This is a genomic window from Frigoribacterium sp. VKM Ac-2530 (assembly GCF_015350835.1).
Lineage (GTDB): Bacteria > Actinomycetota > Actinomycetes > Actinomycetales > Microbacteriaceae > Frigoribacterium.
Genome location: NZ_JADKSE010000001.1, coordinates 661,329 through 685,525, shown reverse-complemented (window position 1 = coordinate 685,525; position 24,197 = coordinate 661,329). Strand labels below are relative to the sequence as shown.

The 24,197-nt window shown below is 72.5% G+C and carries 25 protein-coding genes; 24 read left to right on the top strand and 1 reads right to left on the bottom strand.

Annotation, left to right across the window (positions count from 1 at the left end; genetic code table 11):
- Nucleotides 1-36 precede the first annotated feature (36 nt).
- The 14 genes from ITJ48_RS03130 (at nt 37) to rbfA (ending at nt 15,082) form a co-directional block, all read left to right on the top strand.
- Nucleotides 37-954: a MetQ/NlpA family ABC transporter substrate-binding protein gene (locus tag ITJ48_RS03130; protein ID WP_194612363.1), complete on the top strand. Its 918-nt coding sequence runs from the start codon at nt 37-39 to the stop codon at nt 952-954.
- Nucleotides 955-1,035: 81 nt separating this feature from the next.
- A complete protein-coding gene (locus tag ITJ48_RS03125; RefSeq protein ID WP_194612362.1) occupies nt 1,036-2,115 on the top strand; it encodes a methionine ABC transporter ATP-binding protein in 1,080 nt (359 codons plus the stop codon).
- A 2-nt stretch (nt 2,116-2,117) separates the two neighbouring features.
- Complete coding sequence (locus ITJ48_RS16015) at nt 2,118-2,777, top strand: methionine ABC transporter permease (protein WP_123546270.1); 660 nt, start codon at nt 2,118-2,120, stop codon at nt 2,775-2,777.
- Nucleotides 2,778-2,806: 29 nt separating this feature from the next.
- A complete protein-coding gene (locus ITJ48_RS16010; protein WP_370544753.1) occupies nt 2,807-3,841 on the top strand; it encodes an AAA family ATPase in 1,035 nt (344 codons plus the stop codon).
- Nucleotides 3,842-3,846: 5 nt separating this feature from the next.
- A complete protein-coding gene (locus ITJ48_RS03115; protein WP_194612361.1) occupies nt 3,847-4,728 on the top strand; it encodes a DUF58 domain-containing protein in 882 nt (293 codons plus the stop codon).
- Nucleotides 4,721-5,200 carry a hypothetical protein gene (locus ITJ48_RS03110; protein WP_194612360.1) on the top strand — a complete coding sequence of 160 codons (480 nt, stop codon included), beginning with the start codon at nt 4,721-4,723 and terminating at the stop codon, nt 5,198-5,200. Before ITJ48_RS03115 ends, ITJ48_RS03110 begins: the two co-directional genes overlap by 8 nt.
- On the top strand, nt 5,191-6,192 hold the full coding sequence (locus tag ITJ48_RS03105; protein ID WP_194612359.1) for a VWA domain-containing protein: 1,002 nt from the start codon (nt 5,191-5,193) through the stop codon (nt 6,190-6,192). Before ITJ48_RS03110 ends, ITJ48_RS03105 begins: the two co-directional genes overlap by 10 nt.
- Nucleotides 6,189-7,253, top strand: coding sequence for a VWA domain-containing protein (locus ITJ48_RS03100; RefSeq protein ID WP_370544752.1), 1,065 nt, complete (start codon nt 6,189-6,191; stop codon nt 7,251-7,253). The genes ITJ48_RS03105 and ITJ48_RS03100 overlap by 4 nt, the downstream gene beginning before the upstream one ends.
- Entirely contained in the window at nt 7,250-8,074 is an 825-nt protein-coding gene (locus tag ITJ48_RS03095; RefSeq protein WP_194612358.1) for a hypothetical protein, read from the top strand. The genes ITJ48_RS03100 and ITJ48_RS03095 overlap by 4 nt, the downstream gene beginning before the upstream one ends.
- Before the next feature lie 67 nt (nt 8,075-8,141).
- Entirely contained in the window at nt 8,142-9,905 is a 1,764-nt protein-coding gene (locus ITJ48_RS03090; RefSeq protein WP_194612357.1) for a proline--tRNA ligase, read from the top strand.
- Nucleotides 9,906-10,057: 152 nt separating this feature from the next.
- Nucleotides 10,058-11,044, top strand: a complete 987-nt coding sequence (nusA, locus tag ITJ48_RS03085; protein WP_192041874.1) for a transcription termination factor NusA — start codon at nt 10,058-10,060, stop codon at nt 11,042-11,044.
- Nucleotides 11,045-11,222: 178 nt separating this feature from the next.
- A complete protein-coding gene (locus tag ITJ48_RS03080) occupies nt 11,223-11,528 on the top strand; it encodes a YlxR family protein (RefSeq protein ID WP_123546256.1) in 306 nt (101 codons plus the stop codon).
- A 95-nt stretch (nt 11,529-11,623) separates the two neighbouring features.
- Nucleotides 11,624-14,431, top strand: coding sequence for a translation initiation factor IF-2 (gene infB / locus ITJ48_RS03075; protein WP_194612356.1), 2,808 nt, complete (start codon nt 11,624-11,626; stop codon nt 14,429-14,431).
- Nucleotides 14,432-14,527: 96 nt separating this feature from the next.
- Nucleotides 14,528-15,082 carry a 30S ribosome-binding factor RbfA gene (rbfA, locus tag ITJ48_RS03070; protein ID WP_194612355.1) on the top strand — a complete coding sequence of 185 codons (555 nt, stop codon included), beginning with the start codon at nt 14,528-14,530 and terminating at the stop codon, nt 15,080-15,082.
- A gap of 22 nt (nt 15,083-15,104) precedes the next feature.
- Here rbfA and ITJ48_RS03065 read toward each other — a convergent pair whose 3' ends face one another.
- A complete protein-coding gene (locus ITJ48_RS03065) occupies nt 15,105-15,974 on the bottom strand; it encodes an A/G-specific adenine glycosylase (RefSeq protein WP_194612354.1) in 870 nt (289 codons plus the stop codon).
- A gap of 56 nt (nt 15,975-16,030) precedes the next feature.
- On the opposite strand from ITJ48_RS03065, the gene ITJ48_RS03060 reads away from it, so the two are divergent.
- The 10 genes from ITJ48_RS03060 (at nt 16,031) to ITJ48_RS03015 (ending at nt 24,186) form a co-directional block, all read left to right on the top strand.
- Nucleotides 16,031-16,594 carry a hypothetical protein gene (locus ITJ48_RS03060; protein WP_194612353.1) on the top strand — a complete coding sequence of 188 codons (564 nt, stop codon included), beginning with the start codon at nt 16,031-16,033 and terminating at the stop codon, nt 16,592-16,594.
- A 35-nt stretch (nt 16,595-16,629) separates the two neighbouring features.
- The gene (truB, locus tag ITJ48_RS03055; RefSeq protein ID WP_194612352.1) at nt 16,630-17,529 is read left to right on the top strand and encodes a tRNA pseudouridine(55) synthase TruB; all 900 of its coding nucleotides are present in this window, start codon (nt 16,630-16,632) and stop codon (nt 17,527-17,529) included.
- Nucleotides 17,526-17,894 (top strand): hypothetical protein, encoded by a 369-nt coding sequence (locus ITJ48_RS03050; RefSeq protein WP_133737651.1) that lies wholly within the window; start codon nt 17,526-17,528, stop codon nt 17,892-17,894. The genes truB and ITJ48_RS03050 overlap by 4 nt, the downstream gene beginning before the upstream one ends.
- A 58-nt stretch (nt 17,895-17,952) precedes the next feature.
- A complete protein-coding gene (locus ITJ48_RS03045; RefSeq protein ID WP_123546244.1) occupies nt 17,953-18,390 on the top strand; it encodes a hypothetical protein in 438 nt (145 codons plus the stop codon).
- A 5-nt stretch (nt 18,391-18,395) separates the two neighbouring features.
- The gene (locus tag ITJ48_RS03040) at nt 18,396-19,331 is read left to right on the top strand and encodes a bifunctional riboflavin kinase/FAD synthetase (protein ID WP_194612351.1); all 936 of its coding nucleotides are present in this window, start codon (nt 18,396-18,398) and stop codon (nt 19,329-19,331) included.
- Between the two features lie 24 nt (nt 19,332-19,355).
- Nucleotides 19,356-20,990, top strand: a complete 1,635-nt coding sequence (locus ITJ48_RS03035; protein ID WP_194612350.1) for an SDR family oxidoreductase — start codon at nt 19,356-19,358, stop codon at nt 20,988-20,990.
- Complete coding sequence (locus tag ITJ48_RS03030) at nt 20,987-21,187, top strand: hypothetical protein (protein ID WP_194612349.1); 201 nt, start codon at nt 20,987-20,989, stop codon at nt 21,185-21,187. Before ITJ48_RS03035 ends, ITJ48_RS03030 begins: the two co-directional genes overlap by 4 nt.
- A gap of 104 nt (nt 21,188-21,291) precedes the next feature.
- Entirely contained in the window at nt 21,292-21,876 is a 585-nt protein-coding gene (locus ITJ48_RS03025) for a GDSL-type esterase/lipase family protein (RefSeq protein ID WP_123546234.1), read from the top strand.
- A 136-nt stretch (nt 21,877-22,012) separates the two neighbouring features.
- On the top strand, nt 22,013-22,393 hold the full coding sequence (locus ITJ48_RS03020) for a DUF6804 family protein (RefSeq protein ID WP_194612348.1): 381 nt from the start codon (nt 22,013-22,015) through the stop codon (nt 22,391-22,393).
- 161 nt (nt 22,394-22,554) lie between these two features.
- A complete protein-coding gene (locus ITJ48_RS03015; protein WP_194612347.1) occupies nt 22,555-24,186 on the top strand; it encodes a stealth conserved region 3 domain-containing protein in 1,632 nt (543 codons plus the stop codon).
- The last annotated feature ends 11 nt before the right edge of the window (nt 24,187-24,197 follow it).

The following is a 24,197-nucleotide window of genomic DNA, read 5'->3' as shown; positions in this document are numbered from 1 at the left end:
CCGGCGACGTGCGTCGCACCGTCTGAGAGGAACGTCATGTCCGAGGCAACACCCCTGATCGAGGCCCCGAAGAAGAACCGTGGCCGGCTGATCGCGATCGTCGTGGCGGTCGTCGTCGTGCTCGCCGCCGTGGGCGTCGGCATCGCCGTCGCGAACCGGGGCGGAGACGCCGTGCGCATCGGGGTCGTCGGCGCGAGCGACCCGTACTGGGCCACCTTCACGCAGGCCGCCGCCGACGAGGGCATCGACGTCGAGATCGTCGACTTCGCCAACTACGAGCAGCCGAACCCGGCGCTGACCGAGGACGAGCTCGACCTCAACCAGTTCCAGCACATCGTCTACCTGGCCCAGTACGACGTGTCTGCCGACGCGGACCTCGTGCCGATCGGCTCGACGGCGATCTACCCGCTGCCGCTCTACTCGCAGGAGCACACCTCGCTCGACCAGTTCAGCAAGGGCGACACCGTCGCCGTCCCCGACGACGCGAGCAACCTCGCCCGCTCGCTGCTCGTGCTGCAGTCGAACGGCCTGATCGAGCTCAAGGACGGCGGCGACATCTTCTCCGGCCTCGACGACATCGACACCGAGGCGTCGACGGTCACGGTCTCGCCCGTCGCGGCCGACCTCGCCGCGACGTCGCTGCCCGACTTCGACGGCGCGATCATCAACAACGAGTACGCCACCAAGGCGGGGCTGTCGCCTGACACGATCATCGCCCAGGACGACCCCTCCGACCCGGCGTCGCTGCCCTACGTGAACGTCTTCGCCGCTCGCGAGGGCGACGCGGACGACGAGACGTACCAGAAGCTCGTCCAGATCTACCAGGACACGAAGGCCGTCACCGACGGCGTCGTCGAGAACTCGGGCGGCACGGCGCTCACCACGAAGGTGCCCGTCGCCGACCTGCGCGAGTCGCTCGAGCAGACGAAGGAGCTCGTGGAGCAGAACGGCTGACGCCGCCTGCCCCTGCCCGGGCCCGACCCGCTCGCCACGACGGCGCGCGGATCGGGCCCTTCCGACCGTGACGAGGAGACCATGCCCGCCATCACCCTGACCGACGTCGTCAAGACCTACCCGCCCCGCGAGAAGGGCGCTGCACCGCTGACGGCCGTCGACGGCGTCAGCCTCGAGATCGCCGACGGCGAGATCTTCGGGATCATCGGCTACTCCGGCGCCGGCAAGAGCACGCTGGTCCGCCTGATCAACGCCCTCGAGCCGACCACGAGCGGCCGGATCGAGATCGACGGCCGGCCCGTGACCGGGCTGCGCGAGCGCGAGCTGCGCGGCGTACGGGCCGGCATCGGCATGATCTTCCAGCAGTTCAACCTGTTCTCGTCGAAGACGGTCTGGGGCAACGTCGAGTTCCCGCTCAAGGCGGCCGGCGTGCCGAAGGCCGACCACCAGCGGCGGATCAGCGAGCTGCTGCACTTCGTCGGGCTGGCCGACAAGGCCCACGCCCGTCCCGACCAGCTGTCGGGCGGCCAGAAGCAGCGCGTCGGGATAGCCCGCGCCCTCGCGACGTCGCCCGGCGTGCTGCTCGCCGACGAGGCGACGAGCGCGCTCGACCCCGAGACCACGCAGGAGGTGCTGGCCCTGCTCCGGCGGGTCAACGCCGAGCTGGGCATCACCATCGTCGTCATCACGCACGAGATGGACGTCATCAAGTCGATCGCCGACCGCGTGGCCGTGATGGACCGTGGTCGGGTCGTCGAGATCGGACGCACCTTCGAGGTCTTCTCGGCCCCGCGCGAGGCGTCGACGCGGCGGTTCGTCTCCACCGTCGTCGCCGGCTCGCCGGAGGGCGACGACCTCGCGGCGCTCCGCCGTCGCCACGAGGGCCGCCTCGTGACCGTCCGCTTGACCGAGGGCGGCGTCGACCAGCAGCAGGTCTTCGGCGTGCTCGCCCGCCACGGCGTCCGCTTCGAGATCGTCTTCGGCGGCATCGACGAGATCGGCGGTCGGACCTTCGGCACCCTGACCCTGGCCCTCACGGGCGCCGACGGCGACGTCTCGGCGGCCGTCGCCGAGCTCGGGGCCGCGGCGACCGAGCTCCCGGCCTCGCCCACGACCGAGGCCGCGCCCGCCCGGCCGGCCCACGACGCGGAGGCGCGCTGACCATGGACTCCCTGATCGACCTCCAGCCCCAGCTGTGGAAGGCGGCCTACGAGACCGTCTACATCGTCGCCCTGACCCTGCTCTTCGGCGGGCTCGGCGGGCTCCTCCTCGGGCTCGCCCTCTACCTCACCCGCGAGGGCGCCCTCTTCGCGAACCGCGTCGTCTTCGGCGTGCTCAACGTGGTCGTCAACGTGTTCCGGCCGATCCCGTTCATCATCTTCCTCGCTGCCGCACAGCCCCTGGCCCGGGCCGTCGTGGGCACCGGCGTCGGCAACACCGCCATCATCTTCACGTTGTCGCTCGCGGCCTCGTTCGCCATCTCGCGGATCGTCGAGCAGAACCTGCTCACGGTGCAGCCGGGCGTCGTCGAGGCGGCCAGGGCAGCCGGCGCAGGGCCGTTCCGGATCATCGGCAGCATCGTGCTGCCCGAGGCGCTCGGCCCGCTGATCCTCGGCTACACGTTCATCTTCGTCGCGCTCGTGGACATGTCGGCGGTCGCGGGCTACGTCGGCGGCGGGGGACTCGGCGCGTTCGCCCTGCTCTACGGCTACCGGCAGTTCGACCCCGTGGTCACGTGGGGCGCGGTGCTGCTCATCATCGTGCTGGTGCAGCTCGTGCAGTTCCTGGGCAACCACCTCGCGAGGAGGGCGCTCCGGCGGTGACGTCGGACGCCTCGGTTACAGTGGGCCGGGTGACCGACACCTCGACGACGCCCCCGCCTCCCGCCGCGGTCGGCACCCCGATCAGCCCCGCCGACCTCGAGCGTGCCGCCGGTGTCGTCGGTGCCGTGTCGCATGCCTTCTCGCGCAAGGTGGTGGGCCAGACCGGCCTCCGCGACACCCTGCTGATCGCGCTGATCACGGGCGGGCACGTTCTGCTCGAGAGCGTCCCCGGGCTGGCCAAGACGACCGCGGCGGCGACGCTCGCGCAGTCCGTCGAGGCGAGCTTCACCCGCATCCAGTGCACGCCCGACCTGCTGCCGAGCGACATCACCGGCACCCAGATCTACGACGCGCAGAAGTCGACCTTCGTGACGCAGCTCGGCCCCGTGCACTCGAACTTCGTGCTGCTCGACGAGATCAACCGCTCGAGCGCGAAGACCCAGAGCGCGATGCTCGAGGCGATGCAAGAGAGGCAGACGAGCATCGGCGGCACCGTCTACCCGCTGCCCCGGCCGTTCCTCGTGCTCGCCACGCAGAACCCGATCGAGCAAGAGGGCACGTACCAGCTGCCCGAGGCGCAGCTCGACCGGTTCCTCCTGAAAGAGGTGCTCGACTACCCGTCGCCCGCCGAGGAGGCCGAGGTCATCCGGCGCATCGAGGCCGGCGTCTACGACGAGCAGCAGGTCGACGCGCCGACCGGCGTCTCGCTCGAGGACGTCGTGTGGCTGCAGGAACTCGCCAAGCGCGTGTACGTCGACGCGTCGATCGTCAACTACATCGTCCAGCTGATCTACGTGACGCGGCACCCGCAGCAGTACATCCCCGGCAGCCTCGCCGACTACGTCCAGTTCGGCGCGAGTCCCCGGGCGAGCATCGCGTTCATGCAGGCCGCGCGGGCCCTGGCCCTGCTGCACGGCCGCGACTACGTCATCCCGGAAGACGTGAAGCACCTGCGGCACGGCGTGCTGCGCCACCGCGTCATCCTCGGCTACGAGGCCACGGCCGACGACGTGGCCCCCGAGACGATCATCGACGCCGTCTTCGCCTCCGTGCAGACCCCCTGACGACCGTGGCGAGCCTCCTCCTCCGGGTGCGCACGAAGATGTCCCTGTTCGCGCACCGCCGCACCCTCGACCTGCTCGAGGGCGGCTGGGCGTCGGTCCACCACGGCCGCAGCCACGACTTCGACGACCTCCGGGCCTACGTGCCGGGCGACGAGGTGAAGGACATCGACTGGAAGGCCACCGCCCGTCACGGCGAACCGCTGGTCAAGCGCTACGTCGCCAGCAGGAGGCGGTCGCTGGTCCTCGTCGTCGACACCGGTCGCAACATGGCCGCGACCGCCGCCAGCGGCGAGACCAAGAAGGACATAGCGATCATGGCGGCCGGGGCCCTGGGCTACATCGCGTCCCGCCACGGCGACGTCGTCTCGCTCGTCGCCGGCGACGAGGGCGGCACCGTCGCCCTCCCCGCCGGCGCGACGGAGGCCCATCTCGAGCGCCTCCTCCGCCAGGTCGACCGTCGCGTCTCGCTCGACGCGCCCCGAAGCGACCTCCGGAGCGTCCTCGACTGGGTCGCCCGCGGCGTCCGCCGCCGGTCGATCCTCGTCGTGGTGACCGACGACGTCGTCGTCGACGCCGAGCTGGTGCGGCTCCTCCGACGGTTGCGCGCCCAGCACGAGATCGTCTGGGTCACGGTCGGTGACGCCGACCTCATGACGCGGTCCGGCCACGCCGGGGACGTCTACGACGTGCAGGAGGTCACGGCCCTCCCGGCTTACCTGCGCGAGAACGCGGCACTGCGCCGCGCCTTCGACGAGTCGTCCGAGCGGCGCACGGACGACGCCGGGCGGCAGCTGCAGGCCCTCGGCATCAGCAGCGAGAGGCTGTCGAGCCAGGCGGCCGTGGTGCCCGGGCTCTTCACCCTGATGGAGAAGCACCGCCGTGCTTGACGACAGGGGCTTCTTCGGGCCGTACCAGTACCCGCTCTGGGTCCTGTGGCTGGTGCTCGGGCTCGTCCTCCTGGGCCTCGTCGCGGGGTGGATCGTCTTCGTGCTGCGATTCTCGGCGCGGCGGCTGCCCCCGTCGGCCCGCCGGGCGGCAGCAGCCGCGGTCGTCGACCTGCCCTCGGTCCGGCTCCGCTACCTCGGCCTGATCGACGAGGTGCAGGCCGCCTCCCGCGACGGCCGTCTCGGCGAGCGGGCGGTGCACAGCCGACTCAGCCTCCTGCTCCGGTTCTTCGTCCACGAGACGGCGGGCGCCGACACGCACGTGATGACCCTCGCCGACCTGCGCGAGGCCGACCTGCCCCGCGTGGCCGACGCCGTCGAGCAGTGGTACCCGCCGGCCTTCGCCCAGCAGCACCCCGGCGACCCCGAGCAGGCCGCCGAGACCGCCCGCGAGGTGGTGCGCTCGTGGTCCTGATCTGGTGGTGGGCCCTGCTGGCCGCCCTCGTCGTCGCCGGGCTCGGCGCCTGGCTCTGGCTCGTCCTGCGACGCCGCGAGCGCGCACGACTGCGCCGCGCCGGCACTCCCGTCGCCCACAGCGAGCGCCTGACGGAGCTGCCGGTGTACCGCCGGCTCGTGGCGCGCTACCGTGCGGCGCTCGGGGGCGCCCTCGTCCTCGTGATCGCCCTCGCCGGGCTCGGGGCCCTGTTGATCGCCCGGCCGGGCACGGTGCAGGTCGTCGAGCCGCCCTCCTACAAGCGCGACATCGTGCTCTGCCTCGACGTCTCGGGGTCGATGACCGAGGTCGACTCCCAGATCGTCTCGACCTTCGCGGAGCTCGCGTCGGGCCTCGACGGCGAGCGGATCGGGCTGACCCTCTTCGACAGCTCGTCCGTGCAGGCGTTCCCGCTGACCGACGACTACGACTTCGTCGCCGAGCAGCTGAGCCAGTACCGCGAGTCCTTCGACAGCGCGGGCGAGGACGGCACGCGGTACTGGTCGGGCACCGACCTCGGGCAGGGCGCCTCCCTGATCGGCGACGGCCTCGCCTCCTGCGCCCTCAGCTTCGACGGGGGCAGCGAGAGCACCCGGCCGAAGTCCATCGTGCTCGCGACCGACAACTACGTGAACGGCGCGGCCCTGCTGACGCTCGACGACGCGGGGCAGCTCGCGACCGACCGCGGCATCCGGGTCTACGCGCTGAACCCCGCGGACTACTCCGACGACGCCGTCGCGGACGAGGTCGCCGGCGAGCTGCGCACCGTCGTGGAGTCGACCGGCGGCGCGTACTACGCGCTCGACGGCGCGACGACCGTGGCCGAGATCGTGCAGCGGATCGACGACCAGGAGGCGGGCCTCTTCACCGGGACGCGCCGCCTCGTCACGACCGACGCCCCGCAGGCCGCCGTCATCGTCGCGCTCCTGCTCGCCGCGGCCTCGTTCGTGCTGCTCTGGCGGGTGCGGCTGTGACCGCGGCGACGGCGGCGCTGCCCGCCGCGATCGTGCTGCAGCCCGTGCTCCCGTGGTGGCTGCTCGTCGTCGTCGGCGTCGTGCTGCTGGGCTTCGTCGGATGGCGGGTCGTCGCCGAGCGGGGCGACCGCCGCCTCCTGCGCAGCTGGGTCCGCCGTCTCGTGGTCGTGGCGCTGCTGCTCGTCGTCGCCGTGCGCCCCGGCGTGCCCGGCGGCAGCGCCCAGGCGTCGACGGCGGCGCTCAACGTGTTCTTCGTCGTCGACACCACCTCCAGCATCGCGGCGGAGGACTGGGACGGCGACCGCCCGCGGCTCGAGGGCGTCCGGAGCGACGTCGACGCGATCGCGAGCGAGCTGGCCGGCGCCCGCTTCTCGCTCATCTCGTTCGACAGCACCGCCGTGCTCCGCACCCCGCTGACCGACGACGCCGCGGCCGTCGTGACCGCGGCCTCCGTGATGAACCAGGAGATCACCTACTACTCCAGCGGCAGCAGCATCACCGAGGCCTCCGACCTGCTGGCCGAGCGGCTGCAGGAGGCGCGCGAGGCCGACCCCGAGAGGGCGAACGTCGTTTACTACCTGGGCGACGGAGAACAGACGGCCGACGAGGCGCCCGGCTCGTTCGCGGCGGCCGCGGCGGACGTCGACGGGGGAGCCGTGCTCGGCTACGGGACGGCCGCGGGCGGGCGCATGAAGGTCTTCGACGGGTACGGCGACGCCTACAGCAGCACCGAGTACATCAAGGACAGGACGCAGCCGGGCGAGCCGGACGCCCTCTCGGTGATCGACGAGGACGCCCTCCGCACGATCGCCTCCCAGCTCGGCGTCGACTACGTGCACCGGGAGGCCGACGCGGGCGTCGAGGCCGTCGTCGCCGACGCGCGCGACGGGGCGGTCGCCTCGGACGAGGGCCGTGCCGAGGCCGTCGTCGACCTGTACTGGATCGCCGCCGTCCCGCTGTTCCTGCTCGCCCTGGTCGAGGTGGCCGTCGTCGCCCGCGCCCTCGCCGAGATCCGCGTCCGGCCCCGGGCCGACCGTGCACCCGGAAGGACGTCGTCGTGACCGACACCCTCGCCCCGCCGCCCGTCGACGACCGCGACCGGCAGGGTGCCACGGAGCCGACCCTCGACCAGTACCGTCGCCGGCTCCGACGCCGGATGTTCCTCTGGTCGGCCCCTGTCGTGCTCGTGGTGCTGCTCGTGGCCCTCAAGCTGCTCAGCCTCCCGCTCTTCGCGGGCCTGACGCAGCACGCCTACGACGGCCGGGCCTACGAGCGCGCCGCCTCCCTGACCGCGCCCCTCGGCGTCGCCAACGTCGTCGAGCCGTGGGTGCACCACTTCGACCGCGGCACGGCGTGGGCGAGGGTCGGGGTGCTCGACGTCGCCCGGCAGGAGCTCGTCACCGCGCTCGACCTCGCGCCCGAGGGGGACGAGACGGTCTCGTGCGTCATCCGCACCGACCTCGTGCTCGTCATCGAGGCCCAGGGCGACGCCGCGCTGCTCGAGCTGCGCTACGCCGACGCCGAGCAGCTCTACGAGCTGGGGCAGGCGACGATCGCCGAGGCTCCCGAGGGCTGCTTCCAGCCCCCGGACGACCCCCAGCAGCCCGACACGTCGCAGCCCCTCGACGAGGCCCAGGGCAGGCTGGGCGAGAAGCAGCAGCAGGCCGAGGGCGGCGACGAGGGCGACCCCTCGGGAGGCGACGGCTCGGATCCCGGGCAGGGCGGCGGCGAGGACGAGGGCGACGCCGGCGCGGGCGGCACCGACCCGCTCGACCAGCTGCAGCAGCAGGGCGACGAGAGCCAGCAGGAGCGTCAGCAGGACACCGACCGCGAGAGGTACTACGAGCAGGCGCCGGGGGAGTACGACGGCAAGCCCTGGTGACCGTGACCGGGTCGAGCCTCGGGGCACCCGGCCTCGGCCCCTCCGGGCACGCCCCTATGCTGGGCGGGTGTCCACGCGCCTCTCCCAGCTCTTCGTCCGCACCCTCCGTGAAGATCCCTCCGACGCGGAGGTGACCAGCCACCGCCTCCTCGTGCGGGCCGGCTACATCCGCCGCCAGGCGCCCGGCGTGTTCGCCTGGTTGCCCCTCGGCCTCCGGGTCAAGGCCAAGATCGAGGCCGTCGTCCGCGAGGAGATGACCGCCGCCGGCGCCCAGGAGGTGCACTTCCCGGCCCTGCTGCCGCGCGAGCCCTACGAGGCGACCGGTCGGTGGACCGAGTACGGCGAGGGCATGTTCCGGCTCAAGGACCGCAAGGACGCCGACTACCTGCTCGCCCCCACGCACGAGGAGGCCTTCACGCTCCTGGTGAAGGACCTGTACTCGTCGTACAAGGACCTCCCGCTGACGCTGTTCCAGATCCAGGACAAGTACCGCGACGAGGCACGGCCCCGTGCCGGCCTGCTGCGCGGCCGCGAGTTCACGATGAAGGACGCCTACTCGTTCGACGCGAGCGACGCCGGGCTCGAGGCCAGCTACCAGCTGCAGCGCGACGCCTACGAGCGGATCTTCACGCGTCTCGGCCTCGAGTACGTCATCGTCCAGGCCGACGCCGGCGCGATGGGCGGCTCGCGCTCCGAGGAGTTCCTGCACCCCACCGAGGTCGGCGAGGACACCTTCGTCCGCACGGCCGGCGGCTACGCCGCGAACGTCGAGGCCTTCACGACGATCGTGCCCGAGTCGATCCCCCTCGACGGGCTCGCCGAGGCCGTCGCCCTCGAGCCCGCCGACACCCCGACCATCGCCGGGCTCGTCGAGCAGCTGAACGACTCGCACCCGCGCGACGACGGCCGTCCGTGGACCGCCGGCGACACCCTCAAGAACGTCGTCGTCGCCCTGACCCACCTGGACGGCACCCGCGAGGTCGTCGTCGTCGGGCTCCCCGGTGACCGCGACGTCGACATGAAGCGCCTCGAGGTCGCCTTCGCCCCGGCCGAGGTCGAGGCCGCCGGCGACGCCGACTTCGCGCGTCACCCCGTGCTCGTCAAGGGCTACCTCGGACCGCAGGTGCTCGGCAGCGAGTCGGACTCGGGCATCCGCTACGTCGTCGACCCGCGCGTCGTCGAGGGGTCGGCGTGGGTCACGGGCGCGAACGCCCCCCGCCTGCACGTCTCCGGTCTCGTCGCCGGTCGCGACTTCGCCGCCGACGCCGTGATCGAGGCCGCGCAGGTCCGCGAGGGCGACCCGGCCCCCGATGGCTCCGGTCCCATCGAGACCGCCCGCGGCATGGAGATCGGCCACGTGTTCCAGCTCGGCCGCAAGTACGCCGAGGCCCTCGGCCTCAAGGTGCTGGACGAGAACGGCAAGCAGGTCACCGTGACGATGGGCTCGTACGGCATCGGCGTGACGCGCATCCTCGCGGTGATCGCCGAGGCGAACAACGACGCCAAGGGCCTCGTCTGGCCCGCCAACGTCGCGCCGTTCGACGTGCACGTCGTCGCGACGGGCAAGGACCCGGTCGTCTTCGAGGTGGCCGAGGCGCTCACCGCCGAGCTCGAGGCGCACCGCCTCGACGTGCTCTACGACGACCGCCCCAAGGTCTCGCCCGGGGTCAAGTTCGGCGACGCCGAGCTGCTCGGCGTGCCGCAGATCGTCGTCGTCGGCCGCTCGGCGGGCGAGGGCGTCGTCGAGCTGTGGGACCGCCGCACGGGCGAGCGCACGCCCGTCCCGGTGGCCGAGGCCGTCGCGGCCCTCTCGGCTCCGCGCGCCTCCTGACGTCGTCGGCCCGCGCCTCCTCGTGTCCCGTCGGACGCAGGAGGCGCGGGCCGCGTCCGGTGCTCCGCCCCCGTCGCACTCGGGTACCGTAGGGGGATGCTGTGCGCGCCACCGTGCGCTCAGCCTGAAGATCTGAACAGTGGAGGCCCTCAGTGGACATCGACCTGAGCGTGCTGCGTCTCATGGAACGCGAGCGCGAGATCCCCTTCGAGGAACTCGTGGGCATCATCGAGCAGGCCATCCTCACGGCCTACCTCAAGCACACCGACCAGCCCGAGAGCCGCGTCCCGGCGGCCCGGGTCGAGCTCGACCGCAAGACCGGGCACGTGTCCGTCTTCGCCATCGAGCGCGACGAAGAAGGCGAGGTCGTCGGCGAGTCCGTCGACAGCCCCAGCGACTTCGGCCGCATCGCCGCCTTCGCGGCCAAGCAGGTGATCAACCAGCGCCTGCGCGACATCGGCGACGACAAGGTCCTCGGCCAGTTCAAGGGGCGTGAGGGCGACATCGTCGCCGGCGTCATCCAGCAGGGGCCGAACCCCCGCATGGTGCACGTCGACCTCGGCACGATCGAGGCCATCCTGCCCCCCGAGGAGCAGGTGCCCGGCGAGAAGTACGACCACGGCACGCGCATCCGCGTCTACGTCACCGGCGTCAGCAAGGGCACGAAGGGGCCGCAGATCACCGTCTCGCGGACGCACCCCTCCCTCGTCCGCAAGCTCTTCGCGCTCGAGGTCCCCGAGATCGCCAGCGGCGTCGTCGAGATCGTCTCCCTGGCCCGTGAGGCCGGGCACCGCACCAAGATCGCGGTGCGCGCGACCGAGCCCGGCGTCAACGCCAAGGGCGCGTGCATCGGCGAGATGGGCGCGCGCGTCCGCGCCGTCCAGACCGAGCTCGGCGACGAGAAGATCGACATCGTCGACTACTCGAGCGACCTGCCGGTCTTCGTCGCCAGTGCGCTGTCCCCGGCCAAGGTGTCGTCGGCCTTCGTCATCGACCAGGCGACCAAGGCCGTCCGGGCCCTGGTGCCCGACTACCAGCTCTCGCTCGCCATCGGCAAGGAGGGGCAGAACGCTCGTCTCGCTGCGAAGCTCACGGGCGCGCGCATCGACATCCAGCCCGATTCGATCCTCGAGGACTAGGTCTGGATGTCGATGCGCGCGCCGGGTCGACGACGCGCCAGCGTCGGCGGTCCGGTCCTGTGCCTGACCCGTCCAGCCCGATTCGATCCTCGAGGACTAGACGACCTCGACGCCGGGGGCGACGGCGCACCACGCCGTTCGCCCCGGCGTCTCCCGTCCGCCGACCCGAGGGGGTAGAGTGGTACCCGTAAGAACGTGCATCGGTACTCGAGCGCGCGCTCCACGGTCCTCACTCGTGAGGGTCGTCGCCCGTGACGGACGCCTGGTGGTCGACGAGACCGCCACGCTGCCCGGGCGGGGCGCGTGGTTGACGCCTTCGATGGACGCGTTCGAGTCGGCAGTGAAACGCAGGGCCTTCCGCCGTGCGCTCCGCCTCGACTCCGAGCCCGACACCGAGCAGCTCCGCGACCACCTGATGCGGCTGCAGACCGATGTGCACACCCCGAGTTCCACCACGACCACTGGCCACGACAGAACAGGCTGACAGGCACATGGACAACTAATGAGCGGCTCGAAATGAGACCCGTCCAGAACTGACGGCTCCCTCCTGACCGGGAAGGGGCCCGAGACAGGAGAACTGTGGCTAAACCACGCGTACACGAGATCGCCAGCGAGCTGGGGATCGACAGCAAGACAGCACTAGAGAAGCTCAAGGAGATGGGCGAGTTCGTCAAGGGACCGTCCTCCAGCGTCGAGCCCCCCGTGGCCCGCAAGCTGCGCCAGGCGTTCGCCGGCGCCGCTGCCGCGCCCAAGGCCGGCGCCGCGCCTGCCGCGAGCCCGAAGGCGTCGGCTCCCGCCGCCTCCTCCGCACCGAAGCCCGGCGGGCCCCGTCCTGCCGCACCCAAGCCTCCCGTCGCCGAGCAGCCCGCTGCTCCCGTCGAGGCCCCGGCCGCCGCTGACGACACGGAGGCGACACCTGCCCCCGTCGCGCCGCTCACCGTCGCCGAGCGCCAGGCCAAGGCCGAGGCCGAGCGTGCCGCGGCCGCGGCCGCCAAGGAGTCGGGCACGGCTCCCGCCGAGTCCGACGCTCCCGCCGAGGCCGGCGCGTCCGCGCCGAAGCCCGGCGGTCCCCGTCCCGGCGCCCCCCGCCCCGGCAACAACCCCTTCGCCAGCAACCAGGGCATGGGTCGCCCGAGCGCGCCCCGTCCCGGCGGCTCCGGCGCCGCGACCAGCATGCCCCGCCCCGGCGGAGCAGCAGGCCCGCGCCCGATGGCTCCTCGTCCCGGTGCTCCTCGTCCGGGCGCTCCGCGTCCCGGCGTCGGCGCCAGCCCCCGCCCGAACGGCTTCGGCCAGCGCCCCGCGGGTGCCGGCGGTCGTCCCGGCGGTGCCGGCGGCGGCTTCCAGCGTCCCGGCGGCGGTGCCCCCGGCGCGGCCGGCGGCTTCCGTCCCGGCTTCGGCGCTCCTCGCCCTGCGGGCGGCGGCGGCGGTGGCCGCGGTCGCGGCCCCGGCGGCGGCACGGCCGGCGCGTTCGGTCGCGGCGGCGGCAAGAGCAAGGCACGCAAGTCGAAGCGGACCAAGAGGGCCGAGTTCGAGATGCGCTCCGCCCCGTCGCTGGGCGGCGTCAGCGTCCCCCGCGGCGACGGCAGCACGATCGTCCGTCTGCGTCGCGGCGCGTCCATCAGCGACTTCGCCGACAAGATCGACGCCAGCCCCGGCAACCTGGTGACCGTCCTCTTCCACCTGGGAGAGATGGCGACCGCCACGGAGTCGCTCGACGACGCCACGTTCCAGGTGCTCGGCGAGGAGCTCGGCTACCGCATCCTCGTCGTCTCTCCCGAGGACGAGGACAAGGAGCTGCTCGAGGGCTTCGACATCGACCTCGAGCAGGAGCTCGAGGACGAGGACGAGGACGTGCTGCAGGTCCGCCCGCCCGTCGTCACGGTCATGGGCCACGTCGACCACGGAAAGACCCGTCTGCTCGACGCGATCCGCAACGCCAACGTCGTCGCCGGCGAGGCAGGCGGCATCACGCAGCACATCGGTGCCTACCAGGTCTGGGCGCCCCACGAGGGCGTCGAGCGCGCCATCACCTTCATCGACACCCCGGGCCACGAGGCGTTCACCGCCATGCGTGCCCGCGGTGCGCAGGTCACCGACATCGCGATCCTCGTGGTCGCGGCGGACGACGGCATCATGCCGCAGACGGTCGAGGCGCTGAACCACGCCCAGGCTGCCAACGTGCCGATCGTCGTCGCGGTCAACAAGATCGACAAGGAGGGCGCGAACCCGGCCAAGGTGCGTCAGCAGCTGACCGAGTACGGCCTCGTCGCCGAGGAGTACGGCGGAGACGTGATGTTCGTCGACGTGTCCGCACGCGACAACAAGAACATCGACGCGCTGCTCGAGGCCGTCCTCCTCACGGCCGACGCCGGTCTCGACCTGCGGGCGAACCCGGACAAGGACGCTCGTGGAGTCGCCATCGAGGCACGTCTCGACAAGGGCCGCGGCGCCGTCGCGACCGTGCTCATCCAGTCGGGCACCCTGCGGGTGGGCGACGCGATCGTCGCGGGAACGGCCTACGGCCGAGTCCGCGCGATGATGGACGAGAACGGCGACACCGTCGACGAGGCCTTCCCGAGCCGTCCCGTGCTCGTGCAGGGGCTCTCGAGCGTCCCCCGTGCCGGCGACACCTTCCTCGTCACCGAGGAGGACCGCACGGCTCGTCAGATCGCCGAGAAGCGCGAGGCCGTCGAGCGCAACGCGTCGCTGGCCAAGGCCCGCAAGCGCATCTCGCTCGAGGACTTCACCCGTGCTCTCGAAGAGGGCAAGGTCGAGGCGCTCAACATCATCATCAAGGGCGACGTGTCGGGTGCCGTCGAGGCGCTCGAGGAGTCGCTGCTCAAGATCGAGGTGGACGACAGCGTGCAGCTGCGCATCATCCACCGCGGCGTGGGCGCCGTCACCGAGAGCGACGTGAACCTGGCGACCGTCGACAACGCGGTCATCATCGGGTTCAACGTCCGACCGGACACGAAGGCCCGCGAGCGTGCTGCCCGAGAGGGCGTCGACGTGCGCTTCTACTCGGTCATCTACGCCGCCCTCGAGGACATCGAGAACTCGCTCACGGGCATGCTCAAGCCCGAGTTCGAGGAGAAGCAGTCCGGTGTCGCCGAGATCCGCGAGATCTTCCGCTCGTCGAAGGTCGGCAACATCGCCGGTGTCATCGTGCGGTCGGGAACGATCACGCGGAACGCCCGTGCCCGTGTCATCCGCGAAGGCGTGGTGGTCGGCGACAACCTCGCCATCGACTCGCTGCGTCGCTTCAAGGACGACGTCACCGAGGTCCGCACGGACTTCGAGGCCGGCATCGGCCTCGGAAAGTTCAACGACATCCAGATCGGCGACGAGATCGAGACCATCGAGATGGTCGAGAAGCCGCGGGGCTGACGCCCGGCGACGCATCGTCAGAGGCCCCGCCACGACCACGGTCGGGGCGGGGCCTCACCCCTCTCGCCCCCGGGCGAACAGCAGAAGGAGCAACGAATGGTCGACGCACAGCGTGCCCGCAAGATGGCCGACCGCATCCACGAGATCGTGGCGCGGCGGCTCGAGCGCGGCATCAAGGACCCGCGCCTCGGGTTCGTGACCATCACCGACGTCAAGGTGACGGGCGACCTGCAGCACGCGTCCGTGTTCTACACGGTCTACGGCACCGACGAGGAGCGCAGCGACACCGGCGCCGCCCTCAAGTCCGCCACCGGCATGCTGCGCAGCGAGGTCGGCAAGAACATCACGGCCCGACTGACCCCGAGCCTCGAGTTCATCCTCGACGCCCTGCCCGAGAACGCGGCGTCCATCGACCGCCTCCTGCAGGAGGCGCGCCAGCGCGACCAGGACAGCCAGACCGTCGCGGCCACGGCCGAGTACGCCGGCGACGCCGACCCCTACGTCAAGCCCCGCGACGAGGACGACTACGACTACGACGACGACCTCGACGACGACGACACCGACGAGGTCGTGCCGGTCGTCGACGAGGCCGACGTCGAGTCGGGCGCCGTCGACGACGGCACGGCGGAGCCGGACGGTTCGACCCGCTGACCCGACCCGACTGCCCGGGCGCCTAGCTCGGCAGCGACCAGCCCTCGTCGGCCGAACCCGTGACCAGCCCGTCACGGAGGAGGCCGGCGAGGGCTCTGTCGCGCTGCTCGGCGTCGGGCCACACCCTGGCGACCTCGTCGCCCGTGACGGGCACGTCGCTCGCCCGGAGCTCGGCCATGACCAGCCCGCGCACCTGGCGGTCGGACCCGGCGAAGGCCGCCTGGCGGCGCAGGGGAGGGCCGGCGTGCTCCGGCCGGCCGGCCAGCACCCACGCGCACTGCGCGACCAGCGGGCACTCGTCGCAGCGCGGCGACCGCGCCGTGCAGACGAGCGCGCCGAGCTCCATCACCGCGGCGCTGGTCACCCGGGCGTCGGCGAGGTCGACGGGCAGCTGCGACTCCATCAGGGGCAGGTCGCGGCGCGCGTTCGGCGCCCAGGGCTCGGCCAGGCCCTCGACGGCGCGCGCGAGCACCCGGCGCACGTTCGTGTCGACGACCGGGTGCCGGTGGCCGTAGGCGAACACCGCGACGGCCCGGGCGGTGTAGTCGCCCACGCCCGGGAGGGCCAGCAGCTCCGGCACGGTCTCGGGCACGACGCCGCCGTGCCGCTCCGTGATGACGACGGAGGCGGCGTGCAGGGCGAGTGCGCGGCGCGGGTACCCGAGGCGGTCCCACGCGCGCACCGCCTCCGAGGCGGGGGAGGCGGCGAGGTCCGACGGCGTCGGCCAGCGCTCCAGCCACTGCTCCAGCCGGGGGACGACCCGCACGACCGGTGTCTGCTGCAGCATGACCTCGCTGACGAGGGTGCCCCAGGCGGTGAAGCCGGGGCGGCGCCAGGGCAGGTCGCGCCCGTGCTCGCGGAACCACGACGAGACGGCGGGGGCGATGGTCACCGGACGATCCTACGGGCGCTCGGACCGCTGTCGGCGGCCCGGCCTAGGGTGACCGCATGACGACTCGTTGGGCCCCCGCCAAGAAGGACACGCTGCGCGCTCTCGCGACCGAGATCCTGCACAACTACTCGAGGGGCCGGGCGTTCGTCGCCGTCGACGGTCCCGCGGGTGCCGGCCAGTCGGCCTTCGCCGACGACCTCGCGGCCGCCCTCGTCGAGGCGGGCCACGCGGCCTTCCGGGCGTCGGTCGCCGACTTCGGGAGGCCCCGGGGCAAGGGAGGCGCGGTCGCCGACGGCGAGCCCGCCCCGGTCGACGGGGCGCTCCTGCGCCGTGTCCTCGTCGAGCCGTTCCGGCTCGGCGGCAGCACCGCGTGGGTGCCCGCGGCGTTCGACAGCGCCTCGCAGCGCGAGGTCGAGCCCCGCTGGGTGACCGGCCCCGACGACGCCCTGCTCGTCGTCGACGGCGAGGCGCTCGGGCGCCCCGAGCTCGCCGGGCTCTGGAACTACACGGTCTGGGTCACCCCGGGCGGCGGCCGCGGCGGCCTGCGGGCCGTCGCCACGGCGGTCGTCGACGTCTCCGACCCCGAGCACCCGCGCCGCGTGTTCGACGACGCGTGCTGAGCCTCGGCCCGGGCACGGTGCGGTAGCGTCGTCGCGTGAACAGCGGCATCCTCCTCGTCGACAAGCCGCAGGGCATCACCAGCCACGACGTGGTCGCCCGTGTCCGCAAGGCCGCCGGCACCCGCAAGGTCGGCCATGCCGGCACGCTCGATCCCCTCGCCACGGGTCTGCTCGTCCTCGGCCTCGACTCGTCGACCCGGCTCCTCACGTTCCTCGTGGGGCTGGACAAGACGTACGAGGCGACGATCCGGCTGGGCGTCTCCACCGCCTCCGACGACTCTGAGGGCGAGGTCGTGGCCACCGCCGACGCGTCGGGGGTGAGCGACGCGGCGGTGGACGCCGGCATCGCCGACCTCACCGGGCCGATCAGCCAGGTGCCGACCACGGTCAGCGCCATCAAGGTGGGCGGTCGTCGTGCCTACGACCTGGCTCGCGAGGGCGTCGAGGTCGAGCTGAAGGCGCGTGACGTGGTCGTCTCCGAGTTCGTCGTGCTCGACCGGCGCGACGCCGTCGTCGACGGCACGGCCGTCCGTGACCTCGACGTCCGGGTCAGCTGCTCGTCGGGCACCTACGTGCGGGCCCTGGCCCGCGACCTCGGCGGCGCTCTGGGCGTCGGCGGGCACCTCACCGCGCTGCGGCGCACGCGGGTCGGCTCGTTCGACGTGGCCGACGCCGCGGTGCTCGAGGGCATCGAGGTCGCGCCGGCCCTCCTGGCTCCCACGGCCGTCGCCTCCTCGCTGTTCCCCGTCTGGTCGATGACGGCCGACGAGGCGGTCGACCTCGGCCACGGCAAGCGGCCCGCGACCGGCCGCGCCGACACCGAGGGCCCCGTGGCCGCGGTCACCGCCTCGGGCGACCTCGCCGGGCTGGTCTCGGTGCGCGGCGGCCGTGCCGTGACGATCGTCAACTTCCCGACCGACGAGGTGCGCGCGTGATCGAGTGGTTCACCTGGGCCCAGGTGATCGTGGCCTGCGTCGCCGGCCTGGTGTGCCTCGTGGCCGGCTTCTCGGGCAAGCTGCCGAACGACATCACGGTCGGCGCCACGGCGCTCGTGCTGCTGCTGCTGCTCGTGCAGCTGGTGGTCGCGATCGTCGCGCCGTTCGCGGGCAACCCGCCGACGGGCAACGTCGTCGAGTTCTACATCTACCTCGTCTCGGCGATCCTGCTGCCGCCGCTCGCCGTCGTCTGGGCGCTCGTCGACCGCACCCGGTGGAGCAACCTCGTGCTCGCCGCGGCCGTCTTCGCGGTCGCGGTCATGGTCTACCGCATGCTGCAGATCTGGACCGTCCAGGTCGCGTGACGGGCGCCTCCTGCGCCCTGGCGCCGGCGCACAGCCGCGCGCCATATCCTTGTCGGTGATGGTCACTCAGAAGTCTTCTCGTGCGGTCGGCGTCGGCCGGGTCCTCATCGCGGTGTACGCGGTGCTCGCCCTGGCGGCGACCGGCCGGTCCGTGTTCCAGATCCTCGAGCAGTTCGACGAGGCGCCGCTCGCGTACACGCTGAGCGCCCTCGCCGCCGTGGTCTACATCGTCGCCACCGTGTCGTTGATCCGCCGCGGACGCACCTCGTACGCCGTCGCCTGGGCGACCATCTCGTTCGAGCTCGCGGGCGTGCTGATCGTCGGCCTCGTGACCGTGCTCGACCCGGAGCTGTTCCCCGACGACACCGTGTGGTCGTGGTTCGGCCGCGGCTACGGCTTCGTCCCCCTCGTCCTGCCCGTGCTGGGCATCCTCTGGCTGCTCCGCTCCCGGCCCGCCGTCGCCGCCGAGGCGGACGCCGCCGACCGGACGGAGTAGCTCCCGTGCAGTTCTGGGACGCCCTCGCCGACGTGCCCGCCGACCTCGGCCCGACCGCGGTGACGATCGGCAAGTTCGACGGCGTGCACGTGGGGCACCGCGCCGTGATCGACCTTCTCGAGCAGGTGGCGGCCGAGCGCGGCCTCACCTCGGCCGTCGTCACCTTCGACCGGCACCCCCTCGCCGTGCTGCAGCCGGGCTCCGTGCCGCGGTCCCTCGTGAGCAACCGCCAGAAGCGCGAGCTGCTCGAGGCCGCCGGGGTGGCCGCGACCCTCATGCTCACCTTCGACGACGAGCTCCGCAGCCTCACGCCTGCGCAGTTCGTCGACCGCATCCTCGTGGGCGCCCTGCACGCCCGCGTCGTCTTCGTCGGCGACGACTTCCGCTTCGGCGTCCGGGGCAGCGGCACGGTCGACACCCTGCGCGAGCTCGGCGCGGAGCGGGGGCTCGAGGTCGTGTCGATCGACGACGTCCGTCTCGGGGGCGGGCGCCGCGCCTCCTCGACCTGGATCCGGGAGCTTCTCGAGGCCGGCGACGTCGCGCGCGCCGGCGAGCTGCTCGGCCGGGAGCCGGCCGTCCGCGGGATCGTCGTGCACGGCGAGCAGCGCGGTCGCGAGCTCGGCTTCCCGACCGCCAACCTCGCGCCCGACAGCGAGGGCTACGTCCCGGCCGACGGCGTCTACGCGGCCCGGGTGCTGGTCGGCGACACGACCTATCCCGCTGCCGTCTCGGTGGGGCACAACCCGACCTTCGAGGGCGTGCCCGAGAAGCAGGTCGAGGCCCACCTGCTCGACGTCTCGATGGACCTCTACGGCCAGGAGCTGACGGTGATGTTCGTCGACTGGGTCCGCGGCAACGTGGCCTTCGAGGGCATCGACGCGCTGATCGAGCACATCCGGGCCGACGTCGTCCGCACGCGCGAGGTGCTCGGCCTGTCCTGAGACCGGCGGCGTACCGTCGTCGACATGCCTGCTGAGAACGACCCGACGACGACCGCGCCCCCCGAGGCGCCCGTGGCCACCGACGTCACCCGCGACACGGACCAGGCGGTCTCCCGCCGCCGCGTGCTCGTCACCGGGGCCACCGGGTACATCGGCGGACGGCTCACCCCGCGCCTCGTCGAGGCGGGGGCCGACGTCCGCGTGCTCGTCCGCTCGCCCGAGAAGCTCGTCGACGTGCCCTGGGCCGGCGACGTCGAGGTCGTCCAGGGCGACCTGACCGACCCCGAGTCCGTCCGCCTCGCCCTCGACGGCGTCGAGGTGGCGTACTACCTCGCCCACGCCATGGGCAGCAAGGGAGACTTCGAGCGGGCCGAGGCCGAGGCCGCCCACGTCTTCGCCGACGCCGCCCGCGACGCCGGGGTCAGCCGCATCGTGTACCTCGGGGGCCTGCACCCCGACGGGGAGCTGTCGAAGCACCTCCGGAGCCGCCGCGACGTGGGCGACGTGCTCCTGGCGAGCGGCGTGCCCACCGTGGCCCTCCAGGCCGGGGTCGTGATCGGGTCCGGCTCCGCGTCCTTCGAGATGATCCGCCACCTCACCGACGTGCTGCCCTACATGCCCGCGCCGAAGTGGGTCCGCAACCACATCCAGCCGATCGCCGTGCGGGACGTGCTGCACTACCTGATCGGCTCCGCCGACGTGCCCGCCGACGTCAACCGCACCTTCGACATCGGCGGGCCCGACGTGCTCCGCTACGGCCAGATGATGAACGGCTACGCCCTGGAGGCGGGCCTCGCGCAGCGCCCGATCGCCTCCCTGCCCGTCTTCACGCCCTGGCTCGCCTCGCAGTGGGTGAACCTCGTCACGCCGATCCCGCGCGCCCTCGCGATCCCGATCATCGCCTCCCTGCAGTACGACTGCGTGGTGAGCGAGAGCGACATCGACGACGTCGTGCCGCCGCCCGCCGAGGGGCTACTGCGCTACCGGGCCGCCGTGCGGCTGGCCCTGCAGCGCGAGAAGGACGGCGAGGTCGAGACGAGCTGGCAGGACTCGTCCGTCGCCGGCGCCCCCAGCGACCTGCTCCCGAGCGACCCCGACTGGTCGGGTCACACGGTCTACACCGACGACCGCGAGACCGACTCGACCGCGTCGCCGGAGGCGCTCTGGCGTGTCGTCGAGGGCATCGGCGGGGAGAACGGCTGGTACTCGTTCCCGCTCGCCTGGGCCGCCCGCGGCTGGATGGACCGGCTCGTCGGGGGAGTGGGGCTCCGTCGCGGGCGGCGCAGCGCGACGTCGCTCCGGGTGGGCGACGCGCTCGACTGGTGGCGCGTCGAGACGCTCGAGCGCGGCAGGCTGCTGCGGCTGCGCGCCGAGATGAAGGCGCCGGGCGGGGCGTGGCTCGAGATGCGCGTGACCCCGCGCGAGGGCGGCGGCTCGCACTACCGCCAGCGCGCCGTGTTCTTCCCGCACGGGCTCGGCGGCCGGCTGTACTGGTTCGCCATCCTGCCGTTCCACGGGGTGATCTTCAGCGGCATGCTGCGTCGGATCACGGCGACCGCCGCCCGCGACGCCGCGGGCCCGGGCTCGGGCTCGGAGAGCGCTGCCGGTGCCGGCACCGGAGCCCACGTGGCGTCCGAGGTCGCCGCGGCCCGGTCGTGACCCTCGCGGCCGTCCTGGCAGCGACGCCGACCCCGCTCTACCCCGCGGAGGCCGGTGCGGGGTCGCCGGTGCCCCTCTGGCTCGGCGTGGCGTTCGGGGCGCTCGTGGTCGTGGTCTCGTTCGTCGTGCTGCTGCCGAGCGTCCGGCACGCACTCGACCGGATCGCCGCCCGGCGGCCGCGGCGCTTCCGCCGCTGAGCAGGGCGCGGGTCGTGCGCAGCCGGTGAGCGGTACGCTTCCCCGAGACGACACGCCGGGGGCCGTCCGGCCCCTCGGCACATCGACACCACCCGGAGGTACCCATGGCGCACGGCGAGAGACTGGTCTTCGTCGGAGACAGCACGACGGCAGGCGGCGACTGGTCGGCCTGGTTCCCGGACGACGACGTCGTCGCCCTGGGCCGCGACGGCGACACCACCGCGAGCCTGACGGAGCGCCTCGACGAGGTCGTCGCGGCGCGTCCCGACTCCGTCGTGCTCCTCATCGGCAACGAGGACTTCACGGCCCGGCGCACCGTCGAGCAGGTCGTCCGCGGCGTGGAGTCGCTCATGGTGACGATGCGTCGCGAGCTGCCGGGCACGCGCCTGCTGCTGCAGTCGATCCTGCCGCGCACCGCCGACCAGGCGCCGCGCATCCAGGACGCCAACCGCCACCTCCGCCAGTTCTCGTCGACGGTCCGGGCCCAGTGGCTCGACCTGTGGCCGGCACTGGCCGACGAGTCGGGCGAGGCGCTCCGCCCCGAGTTCACCACCGACGGCGTGCACCTGAGCGACGAGGGCTACCGTGCCTGGGTCGCCGAGCTCCTGCCCGGGCTGGAGCGCCTCCGCGGCGAGCCGCCGATGAGCCGACCGCTCACGGTGCTGCACGTCCCCTACGACATCGACTGACGTCCTCAGCCCGGCCTCGACGCCCCCTCGACGACTCGTCGTCCCGGGGGCGTCGCCGCGTCCAGGGCGCGTCGCGACGCCCGTCGCTAGGCTCTCCCGGGCACGATCGTGCCCGACATCGACGAGAGGCGGCTCCGTGCCCACGCCCCAGGCCCCCGATTTCCTCCGCCCGGCCCTCGCGCCCGGCCTGCTCGGCGCCGTCGTGCTCACGGTGGGGGCTTTCCTGCTCGACTCCGACACCTTCACGGTCGTGCGCTACGTGGTCGCCATCCTCGCCCTCATCATGGCGGTCTTCGCCTGGCGCGGCCGGGCCTGGTGGGCGGTCGCGCTGCTCGCCGCGATCGCGGTCCTCTGGAACCCGGTCGTCGTCGTGCCCCTCAGCGGTCAGCCCTGGGCCGCGATGCAGTTCGCCGCCGCCGTCGTCTTCATCGTCGCGGGCGTCCGCACCAAGGTGCCGAACGCCGAGGCGGGCCGCGGCGCCGGAGGCGGTCGTCCCGGCCCCGGACGGCGTCGCTGACCGCCCTGCACGCCGCATCCTCCGCCACCCGCCAGCACCCCTGCACGCGGCCCGCTCCGCGGACCGCCAGCACCCCTGCACGCGGCCCGCTCCGCGGACCGCTAAATTGGGTGTCGACGTGCACGAGCCTGCCCGAGGCGAGCACAGGGAGTTGAGCCTAGATGGTCACCGAGATCACCGGAACGACGGAGAGTCCGCTCCTGACGCCCCGTCCCCGAGCCGGTGGTCTGGACCGCGACGACGTCGTGGTCCGCAAGGGCCAGTTCACGCTCCTCAACGGCCACCTCACCCCGCAGCAGTCGATGATCGAGGATCTGCTCTTCATCCGTCGGGTGCTCGACGAGGCCGAGGTCCCCTTCCTGCTGGTGCGGGGCAACGACGTCCGTCCCGTCATCGCCGTCGACACGGTGCACCGTGACGCCTTCGCCGACGCGATGACCGCGGCGGCCGCGACCGAGCCGTTCTACGCCAAGCCCCCCAAGGGCCAGGCCGTGCTCGTGTCCGAGGGTGGCCTGCTCGACGACGACGAGCGGATCTTCCGCCTCTACCGTCCGCGCGTCGAGCCCATCGGCCGCCTGCGCTACGGCGCCGGCACCGCGGTCCAGGTCGAGTTCTGGGTCCTCACGGACGACCAGATCCTCGTCCCGGTCGAGAACGCGCTCATGCGCACCGACCTGCCGCGCTCCGAGGCCGTGGAGGAGACCGTCGAGCGCTACGGCATGCAGTGGCCCACGCTCGCCCACATGTTCGACGACCACGCCACCGACATCACGTTCGACGTCGACATCGTCTTCTCGTGGGTCGACGGCAACTCCGTCGAGTACCAGCGCGCCCGAGCAGCCCGCGCGAACGGCCACGTGGTGGGCGAGGGCGACGACGCCCCCGCGCGGTTCCGCCAGATCGACGAGCTCAAGTACGCGCTCCGCTCGGTCTACATGTTCGCGCCGTGGGTGCGGAACATCTACATCGCGACCGACTCGCCCGTGCCCGAGTGGCTGGGCGACCACCCCCGGGTCCGCGTCGTCCGCAGCGAGGAGTTCTTCTCCGACCTCTCCTGGCTGCCGACCCACAACTCGCAGGCCGTCGAGTCGCAGCTGCACCACATCGAGGGCCTCAGCGAGCACTTCCTCTACTCGAACGACGACATGTTCTTCGGTCGTCCCGTCGCGCCGTCGATGTTCTTCTCGCCCGGCTCGGTGTCGAAGTTCATCGAGGCCGACACGCGGATCGGCCTCGGGCTGAACAACCCCGAGCGCAGCGGCTTCGAGAACGCCGCCCGGGTCAACCGTCGCCTCCTGCAGCAGCGCTTCGGGCGGGTCACGACGCGTCACCTCGAGCACACCGCCGCACCGCTCCGCCGCAGCGTCCTCTTCGAGATGGAGCACGAGTTCGCCGACGACTTCGCCGCCACGGGCGCCAGCCCGTTCCGCGCGAAGGAGAACATCTCGGTCACCAACTCGCTGTACCACTACTACACGCTGATGACCGGCCGGGCGATCGTGCAGGAGAACGCGAAGGTGAGCTACGTCGACACCACGATGGTCTCCGGTCTCGCGTCGCTGTCCGAGGTGCTGAAGAAGCGCTCGTTCGACTTCTTCTGCCTGAACGACGGCAGCTTCCCCGAGGTGACCGACGAGGAGCGCACCGACACGGTGACCGACTTCCTCGAGCGCTACTTCCCGTTCGCGGCGCCGTGGGAGCAGGCCGAGATGGACCGGGTCGCCCGCGAGGCGGCAGAGCAGGAGCGACGCACGCTGCGTGCCGGTGGCCCGCAGGGCAGCATCGAGTCCTAGGAGGCGGGCGT

What these genes read in the sequence shown, in the direction of transcription:
- ITJ48_RS03060 (WP_194612353.1), top strand. Translation starts at nt 16,031, where the DNA reads ATGACGACTCGTTGGGCCCCCGCCAAGAAGGACACGCTGCGCGCTCTC.
- ITJ48_RS03130 (WP_194612363.1), top strand. Translation starts at nt 37, where the DNA reads ATGTCCGAGGCAACACCCCTGATCGAGGCCCCGAAGAAGAACCGTGGC.
- ITJ48_RS03015 (WP_194612347.1), top strand. Translation starts at nt 22,555, where the DNA reads ATGGTCACCGAGATCACCGGAACGACGGAGAGTCCGCTCCTGACGCCC.
- ITJ48_RS03035 (WP_194612350.1), top strand. Translation starts at nt 19,356, where the DNA reads ATGCCTGCTGAGAACGACCCGACGACGACCGCGCCCCCCGAGGCGCCC.
- ITJ48_RS03025 (WP_123546234.1), top strand. Translation starts at nt 21,292, where the DNA reads ATGGCGCACGGCGAGAGACTGGTCTTCGTCGGAGACAGCACGACGGCA.
- ITJ48_RS03045 (WP_123546244.1), top strand. Translation starts at nt 17,953, where the DNA reads ATGGTCACTCAGAAGTCTTCTCGTGCGGTCGGCGTCGGCCGGGTCCTC.
- ITJ48_RS03125 (WP_194612362.1), top strand. Translation starts at nt 1,036, where the DNA reads ATGCCCGCCATCACCCTGACCGACGTCGTCAAGACCTACCCGCCCCGC.
- ITJ48_RS16015 (WP_123546270.1), top strand. Translation starts at nt 2,118, where the DNA reads ATGGACTCCCTGATCGACCTCCAGCCCCAGCTGTGGAAGGCGGCCTAC.
- rbfA (WP_194612355.1), top strand. Translation starts at nt 14,528, where the DNA reads ATGGTCGACGCACAGCGTGCCCGCAAGATGGCCGACCGCATCCACGAG.